This is a genomic window from Saccharopolyspora sp. NPDC047091, from assembly GCF_040643635.1.
Taxonomy (GTDB): domain Bacteria; phylum Actinomycetota; class Actinomycetes; order Mycobacteriales; family Pseudonocardiaceae; genus Saccharopolyspora_C.
This window is the reverse complement of the sequence record NZ_JBEYUS010000128.1, coordinates 1-7,303: the sequence shown is the minus strand read 5'-3', so window position 1 is coordinate 7,303 and position 7,303 is coordinate 1. Positions and strand designations below refer to the sequence as shown.

Below are 7,303 nucleotides of genomic sequence, written 5' to 3'. Positions count from 1 at the left end.
GTTCCCTCGCTGCGGGATCTTTTTCCCGAGTGGCTCCGCCACGAGGGAAAAAGCTGTCCTCGCGAGGGAACCGCTGAGAACCCGCGGGTGGTCGGCTTGCTCTGGTGGTCGCCGCTCAGCGGCTTCGCCGCTGACAGGAAGACCGGCCTTGGTCAAGGGCGCTCGGCTGCGTCGAGGGCCGGGGTGAGGGGGGCCAGGGCGGCGCGGAGGCGGTCGGGGAGCGAACCGGTGGGGACGACCAGGCCGTCGGCGCTCCCGGCCGGCTGGAGCCAGTTCTCCAGGGCGATGCGGACCGCGGCGGCGACGCTCGCCGCGAGCACGCGGGCGGTGAGCGCTTCGGTGCCGGGGGAGCGTTCGGCGATCGCCGCCGCGAGCGGGCGTTCGATGTCGGTGGTGGCGCCGAGGAACGCGCCGCGCAGCGCGGGCCGGGTGGTGATCAGCAGCAGCGCGTCGCGGTCGTGCTCGCCGGTGCCCGCGCACTGCTGGACCACCGCGTCGGTGACGGCGTCGGCCAACCGCACTCCGGCCGGCCGGTCCACGACCGCCGCGGCGATCCGCGATTCCCGGTCCGCGGTCACGGCGGAGGCGATCGCCTGCTCGCGGCTGGCGAAGTAGTTGTTGTAGGTGCGCGGCGAGACCCCGGCCGCTTCGGCGATGTCCTCGACCCGCACCTGATCCGGGCCGTGCTCGACGGCCAGCCGCAGGGCCGCTGCGCGCAGCGCTTCGCGGGTGGCCTGCTTCTTCCGCTCCCGCAATCCCGGTGTCGTCGTCACCGCGCCAGTATCCCCGTGGAGGTGCGCGCACGCAAAGTTGCGCGCACGCACTTTTCTCGGCATCCTTGCGCTGTCCGGAGACCGACGGAGGGACCGCCATGCGAGCAAGGGGAATGACCTACGACACCGGATTCGTCGTGCACGGCCGGACGTCCCGCGAGCGCTTCGACCCCGCGGTGGTCCGGCGCGAGCTCGGCATCATCCGCGACGACCTGCACTGCAACGCCGTCCAGATCATCGGCGGCGATCCGCGGCGGCTCGAACTGGCCGCGGAGGCCGCCGCCGAGCTGGGCCTGGAGGTCTGGTTCTCGCCCTATCCGCTGGAACTGGAACCGGAGCGGATCCTCGCGCTGTTCCGCGACTGCGCCGCACGAGCGGAACGGCTCCGGCGGCAGGGGGCCGAGGTCGTGTTCGTCGCCGGGGTCGAGCTCAGCGTGATGAACCGCGGGTTCCTGCCCGGCGAGACCCCCGAGGAACGGGTCGCGGGGCTGCTGCGCGGGCCCGAGCAGCGGGCCGTGGCGATGCGCGAGCTCGGCGTGCGCGTCAACGCGTTCCTGCGCGAGGCCGCCGCCGCGGTCCGCGAGCACTTCCCGGGACGGCTCACCTACGCCGCCATCCAGTTCGAGCAGGTCGACTGGGCTCCCTTCGACTTCGCGACGTTCGAGCTGCTCCGCTCCGCGGAGATCGCCGACGGCTTCCGGGAGGCGGTGCGCAGCCTGGCCCGGGGGCCGAAGCCGCTCGCCGTCACCGGGTTCGGCACCGCCGCCTACCGAGGTGCGGGGGACCGCGGGGGACGGGTGCTGGAGGTGGTCGAGCACGACCCGGTGACCCGGCAGCCGGTGCGGCTGACCGGATCGCACGAGCGCGACGAGGACGGTCAGGCCGCGTACCTGGACGAACTGCTGGAGATCTTCGAAGCGGAGGGCGTGGACAGCGCGTTCGTGTTCCTGTTCGCCCTGCCCGGCTATCCGCACCGCCCGGACGGCGATCCGCGGGACGACTTGGACCGGGCGGGCCTGGGCATCGTCAAGCTCCTCGAAGGTCGCCGGGGGCGGACCTATCCGGACATGGAGTGGGAGCCGAAGGCCGCTTTCTCGGCGGTGGCTCGGCGGTACCGGGGGTGACGGGCGCCGCCGTCGGGCCGAGAACTTTCGGCGAGCACTTCTGGGTGTCACTCAAGGTGAGTACGCTGTGGGCACTGGGTGACGAAGGGGGGAGTCATGGGACAACCGCAGCGGGACGCGTCCAAGGGTGAAGTGCAGGAGCTGGGCGACTCCGCCTAGCCGTCCGGCCAGGGCGGTTCGAGCACTCCGCGGGGCGGTGGCCCCGGGACGGAATGCTCCGGAACCCGGAAGAGCAGAAGGCCGGGCACCCGATCGGATGCCCGGCCTTCTGGCTGGCGGAGGATACGGGATTCGAACCCGTGAGGGCTATTAACCCAACACGATTTCCAATCGTGCGCCTTAGGCCGCTCGGCCAATCCTCCACGCGGAAGTGTACGGGAGGACGATGATCAGCCCGCGCCGGGGTCCCCTCCGCGCCGGTCGCTCCGGCGAGCGCCGCCGGCCCCCCAGGTGAACGGCCCACCGGCCCGCTCGCGCGGGGCGAATGGGCCATTCACCTGGGGGCGTCAGAGGGAGCGGAGCACCCGGGCGCGGTCGTGGCGGGCGCGGATCGCCACGTCGGATTCGGGCGCGGCGCCTTCGAACGCGTGCGGGCAGCCGGGGCGCACGTGCAGCTCCACCGGGACTCCGGCGAGCGACAGCCTGCGCGCGTAGTCGATGTTCTCGTCCCGGAAGATGTCGAGGTCCCCGACCTCCACGTACGCCGGTGGGAGGTCCCTCAGGTCGGTGGCGCGGGCGGGCGCCGCGGCGGCGGGCACGTCCGGGCCGCCCGCGAGGTCGCCGAGCAGCGCGCCCCAGCCGGTCGCGTTCCGCGCGTAGGACCAGGTCGCGAGTTCCGCCAGCTCCGGATCGGGTTCGGTGGTGCGGTCGTCGAGCATCGCGTAGATCAGGATCTGCCGGGCGAGGCGCGTGCCGCGTTCCCGCGCCAGCAGCGCGGCCCCGGCGGCGAGGCCACCTCCCGCGCTCTCGCCCATGATCGCGATGCGCGCCGGGTCGACGCCGAGCTCGGCCGCGTGCTCGTGCAGCCAGGTCAGGCCGGTGCAGGCGTCCTCGACGGGCGCGGGGTGCGGATGTTCGGGCGCGCACCGGTAGTCCACGACCAGCACCGGAACCCCGGTGGCCGCGACGAGCCCGGCCGCATTCGGCAGGCACGGCCGCGCATCGCCGAACACCATCCCGCCGCCGTGCAACCACACCACCGCCGAACCGGGTGGCGCGCCGTCCGCGGTGAGCCACCAGAGCCCGATCTCCGCGCCGTCGAAGCCGATCGCGGTGCGCTCGGTGCCGCTGACCCCGGCAGGCAGCTCGGTCGGCACGGCGGCCATCGTCGTCGCGATGCTGCGCCGGATCGCGAGCGCGTCCCCGGGCGCCTCGGGCGCGGGCCGGTTCGCGAGGTACGCGTCCAGCACGGGCCTCAGCTCGGGATCCACTTCTAGCGGCATCGCTTCCTCCGTCCGACGGCTGGGTTCGACCCTAGCCGCGGATCACCGGGGCGCGGTCGGATTCCGCTCGCAGCGCACCGATCAGCCGCCGAGGTGCACCAGCTCCCACACGTGCCCGTCGAGGTCGCGGAAGCTGCCGCCGTACATCGGCCCCATCTCGGAGCTCGGCTTCCACGCCTCGCCACCGGCCGCGACGGCCTTCGCGACGAGGGCGTCGACCTCCTCGCGGGTGTCGACGGTGATGCAGTTGAGGACTTCGGTGGTGGCCGGGTCGGCGATCCCGCCGTTGATGAACTCCCGGAACCGGTCGTGCTCCAGCAGCATCGCGAAGATGTTCTGCTCCAGGACCAGGCACGCGGTCCGCTCGTCGGAGTACTCGTCGTTGAACTCGAACCCCAGCTCGGTGAAGAACGTCCGCGACTTCCGGACGTCCTCGACCGGCAGGTTCACGAAGATCATGCGCATGGTCGGCTCCTCGGGTCGGTGTGCTCGTCCCGTTGAGCGCGTTGACCACGCGGACCGTTACCGCCCGAACCGCCCGCCCTTGACCGCGCCGAGGAACCGCGCGAACGCGCCGTGCCCGAACGCCAGCACGGGGCTCGCGGCCCCGAACTTGGAGTCCCGGACGACGGTGCCTGAGTTCCCGATGGCGACTTCGACGCAGTTGTCGTTCCCGCTGCTGCGGCTGGACTTCCGCCAGGCGTCCGCGTCGAAGCCGTGTGTCGACCTATCGATGCTCGCGGTCGTGCGTACCAGCACCCGCATCGCGCGGTCTGGCTCCGGACGGGTCACCGGCCGAACCGCCCGTCCTTGACCGCAGCGATGAACCCGGCGAACGAGCGGTGTTCGAAGGCGAGGACCGGGCCGCTCGCGCCGAGCTTGGAGTCCCGGATGCCGGTGCCCGCGGCGACGGTGGCGACTTCGACGCAAACGCCGCCGCTTCCGTTGCTGTAGCTGGACTTCCGCCACCGAACAGGTCTGAAGTCGTCGTACTCCATGCCGTCGCTCCTGGGATCGTGCCCGGACGTGCGAAACGTGCTACGGCTCGGACGGCTACGCGCGGAACCATCCGTCCTTGATCGCGGCGAGGAAGTCCGCGAACGCGCCGTGCCCGAACGCGAGAACGGGGCTGGTCGCGCCGAGCTTGGAATCCCGGACGCCGATGCCCGCGTTCCCGATGGCGACTTCGACGCAGTTGTGGTTTCCACTGCTGTAGCTGGACTTCCGCCAGGCTTCCGGTGCGTGGTCGTGTGTCGGCTCGTCGACGTCCATGCTCGTGTTTACCGGCGTTCGAGCCGCGCGGTCTAGATCCGGACGGGGGTCACCCGAACCGTCCGCCCTTGACCGCGTCGAGGAAGTCGTCGAACGCGCCGTGGCCGAACGCGAGGACCGGGCTCGCCGCGCCGAGCTTGGAGTCCCGGATGCCGCGCAGTGCCGGAGCCGAGCCGACTTCGACGCACTGCTGCGGATTTCCCGAGCTCCGCGAGGACTTTCGCCAGTTCACGAACGTGACCGCATCCATCGGCAGGTTCCCCTTCGACTACAGGTAGGTATCCGCTTCACGAAGCAGGTACTCGCGAGATCGAACCGGATCGAGCGCGGCGCTGGTGAGCCGCGCCCAGACGTGACTGCAGTGGGCGTCGCAGCACGGCGGGCGTAGGAACGTTGATCAACTGTCGTTGACCACCTGGACGGTTACCGGCCGAGCCGCCCGCCCTTGATCGCGTCGAGGAACCGCGCGAACGCGTCGTGCCCGAACGCGAGGACTGGGCTCGCAGCCCCGAGCTTGGAGTCCCGGATGCCGGTGCCCGCGCGGACGGTGGCGACTTCGACGCAGATGCCGCCGTTTCCGGTGCTGTAGCTGGACTTCCGCCACATCGCTGAGGTCAGATCGAGGTCGATCATGAAGGCTCCTTGCGTCAGTTGCTGAAGCCGTCTGCGATTGCCTCCATCAGGGTGACGGATCGTTCCTGATCGAGTGCGCTTTCCAGAAGAGCTCCGAATGTCATGGTATAGAGCTCGACCTCGTCGGATTCCTCCACATAGAGGCTCTTGCTCAGCGTGTCCACGTAGACGACGTCATCGAAGTGCGTCTCCGCGAACCCGAGGATCGTGAACGAGCACCCCATCCCTGGATAAGCGCCGGATCCGGCGGGGAGTACGCGGACATCGACGTTTTCGTGTCCGGTGAGTTCGATCAGACGCCTGATCTGCTCGGAGGTGACCGCTGCGCCTCCGACGGCTTGGCGCAGTGCGGGTTCCCAGATGATGGCGTCGACGCGCAACGGGTTGTCCGACGTCAACCGGCTTTGCCGTAGTGCGCGGACCTCTGCCCGACGCTTCATCGTGCGCAGGTCCGTGCGCGGTAGCCCTGGGGCGGCGAGAGCCACGGCGTAGTCCTCGGTCTGGAGGATGCCCGGCACCAGGTCCGCGATGAAGGCGCGTTCGGTGGTGGCTTCGGATTCGAGCTCGATGAAGTCCTGCGCGGCGCTGAACAGCACGTCCGTGCCGTAGTCGTGCCACCAGCCCGTTTCCTTGGCGTTCAAAGTGGCTTGGAACAGGGCGTTGCGCTCGTCTTCCGGGATGTCGTAGACGAGACCCAGTGCGATGACGTCGACGCCCTGGATGGGCTGCGCGGCGTTCTCGATCTTGCTGATCTTGGCCGGTGACCACTTCAGCAGCTTGGCGGCTTCGGCGTTCTTGTGGCCTGCTCGCGTGCGCCACTTCCGGAGTTCGCGGCCGATTCGGCGCAGCCGCACGTTCGCCTTGAACTCGTCGGGCATCGGCTGCCTCCTCGTGGCGTGCCTACGTCGATCATCAGGCGAAACCCTACGAGGCCAGGAGGGATCGTCTCTGGGCCAGTCGAACGGATGATGCGCGAAAGCTTTCGTGTGAGAAACGTTGACGGCACTGCTTCCCGTCTTCGACTCTCGTGATCACCAACCGCGAAGTCGTGGACCAGGAGGTGGCCGATGAACGTCATGGAGGCTCGGTTCGGGTCGCACCTGGGGGTGATCGCGGCGACCGTGCGCGCCGGGTTCCGGTTCCGGTACCTGCCGTCGCTCGCGGAGATCGACGCCGTGCAGGGCTTCCGGGTTCGCGCGGGCGCGATGGACGTCTACCTGGTCCGCGCCGAGCAGGACGCGTTGGCCGCCCGCTTCCGGGTGGACGACCTCGAAGACCCGGTGCCGCACGCGATCTGGCACCGGCGGGGGAGCGTCGCCGACGTCGTCGCCGACCTGCTCGCCCTGCCCGCGCACGGCACCCCCGGCGCGCCGACGGCCCCGCTGCGCTGCCGCGAAGTCGGCTGGATCTTCGGCCTGCGGTCGTGAGGTCGAAACCGTTCCTGCCGATGACCTGGTGCTTCGAGCCGGCGGGCGGTGGCCACACGTTCCGCTGGGGGCGCGGATCCGGGGTGATCACGGTGCACCGCGGGGACGTGCGCGGCTCGCACGGCGACGAGGCGCTCGTGGACACCGTGCGGGTCGGTCGCGACTGGGTCGACGACCGCGACCTGCGCGTCGAGGCGCGGCGCTGGCTCCGCGCCGAGCAGGACCGGCTGCGGAGGGCCGCTGCGAACGGCGGCTGAGAACGGTCGCTGGGAGGGGTGGCTGAGAGCGGCGGCTGAGAGTGGCAGCTCAGCACGGCCGCTGAGAGCGGCGGCTCGGCACGACCAGCTGAGAACGGCGGCTCAGCCCGACCAGCTGAGAGCGGCGGCTCGGCACGAGCCGCTGAGAACGGCGGCTCGGCACGACCGCTGCGGGCGGCCGGCCGCTGAGCAGCGAAAAGCCGCCCCCCTCGCGGGAGCGGGCCCGGCGTGATCCGCCCCGACGGCGCCGGGTCGTCCGGGCCGGGGGGGGGGGGGGGGGCCCCCGCCCCGGGCCCCCCCCCCCGGGGGGGGGATGTTATTGAGATGAGCAGAAGTAAAACAATAAAACACCCATCAAAATAGTTTTTTGTCTTG

Annotated in this window: 12 protein-coding genes and 1 tRNA gene; 3 read left to right on the top strand and 10 right to left on the bottom strand. The window is 70.6% G+C overall.

From position 1 onward, the window contains the following. Positions 1–152 precede the first annotated feature (152 nt). The gene (locus tag ABZ805_RS28850; RefSeq protein WP_358446968.1) at positions 153–773 is read right to left on the bottom strand and encodes a helix-turn-helix domain-containing protein; all 621 of its coding nucleotides are present in this window, start codon (positions 771–773) and stop codon (positions 153–155) included. A 98-nt stretch (positions 774–871) separates the two neighbouring features. Here ABZ805_RS28850 and ABZ805_RS28845 point away from each other — a divergent pair, with 98 nt between their 5' ends. Next, positions 872–1,897 (top strand): hypothetical protein, encoded by a 1,026-nt coding sequence (locus tag ABZ805_RS28845; protein WP_358446966.1) that lies wholly within the window; start codon positions 872–874, stop codon positions 1,895–1,897. A gap of 273 nt (positions 1,898–2,170) precedes the next feature. Here ABZ805_RS28845 and ABZ805_RS28840 read toward each other — a convergent pair. The 9 genes from ABZ805_RS28840 to ABZ805_RS28800 all read right to left on the bottom strand — a co-directional run bounded on the left by ABZ805_RS28840 (position 2,171) and on the right by ABZ805_RS28800 (position 6,122). Next, positions 2,171–2,259, bottom strand: a tRNA-Ser gene (locus ABZ805_RS28840). A gap of 144 nt (positions 2,260–2,403) precedes the next feature. Then, positions 2,404–3,339, bottom strand: a complete 936-nt coding sequence (locus ABZ805_RS28835; RefSeq protein WP_358446963.1) for an alpha/beta hydrolase — start codon at positions 3,337–3,339, stop codon at positions 2,404–2,406. Between the two features lie 81 nt (positions 3,340–3,420). Further along, entirely contained in the window at positions 3,421–3,804 is a 384-nt protein-coding gene (locus ABZ805_RS28830; protein WP_358446960.1) for a VOC family protein, read from the bottom strand. Positions 3,805–3,861: 57 nt separating this feature from the next. Next, the gene (locus ABZ805_RS28825) at positions 3,862–4,104 is read right to left on the bottom strand and encodes a DUF397 domain-containing protein (protein ID WP_358446957.1); all 243 of its coding nucleotides are present in this window, start codon (positions 4,102–4,104) and stop codon (positions 3,862–3,864) included. Positions 4,105–4,127: 23 nt separating this feature from the next. After that, positions 4,128–4,337 carry a DUF397 domain-containing protein gene (locus tag ABZ805_RS28820; RefSeq protein WP_358446954.1) on the bottom strand — a complete coding sequence of 70 codons (210 nt, stop codon included), beginning with the start codon at positions 4,335–4,337 and terminating at the stop codon, positions 4,128–4,130. Positions 4,338–4,392: 55 nt separating this feature from the next. Beyond that, a complete protein-coding gene (locus ABZ805_RS28815) occupies positions 4,393–4,611 on the bottom strand; it encodes a DUF397 domain-containing protein (protein WP_358446951.1) in 219 nt (72 codons plus the stop codon). Positions 4,612–4,660: 49 nt separating this feature from the next. Then, positions 4,661–4,861: a DUF397 domain-containing protein gene (locus ABZ805_RS28810; RefSeq protein WP_358446948.1), complete on the bottom strand. Its 201-nt coding sequence runs from the start codon at positions 4,859–4,861 to the stop codon at positions 4,661–4,663. A gap of 173 nt (positions 4,862–5,034) precedes the next feature. Next, positions 5,035–5,244: a DUF397 domain-containing protein gene (locus ABZ805_RS28805; RefSeq protein ID WP_358446945.1), complete on the bottom strand. Its 210-nt coding sequence runs from the start codon at positions 5,242–5,244 to the stop codon at positions 5,035–5,037. Positions 5,245–5,258: 14 nt separating this feature from the next. Next, positions 5,259–6,122, bottom strand: a complete 864-nt coding sequence (locus ABZ805_RS28800; RefSeq protein ID WP_358446942.1) for a helix-turn-helix transcriptional regulator — start codon at positions 6,120–6,122, stop codon at positions 5,259–5,261. A gap of 189 nt (positions 6,123–6,311) precedes the next feature. On the opposite strand from ABZ805_RS28800, the gene ABZ805_RS28795 reads away from it, so the two are divergent. Further along, on the top strand, positions 6,312–6,671 hold the full coding sequence (locus ABZ805_RS28795; protein WP_358446939.1) for a hypothetical protein: 360 nt from the start codon (positions 6,312–6,314) through the stop codon (positions 6,669–6,671). Positions 6,672–6,691: 20 nt separating this feature from the next. After that, entirely contained in the window at positions 6,692–6,928 is a 237-nt protein-coding gene (locus tag ABZ805_RS28790) for a hypothetical protein (protein WP_358446936.1), read from the top strand. The last annotated feature ends 375 nt before the right edge of the window (positions 6,929–7,303 follow it).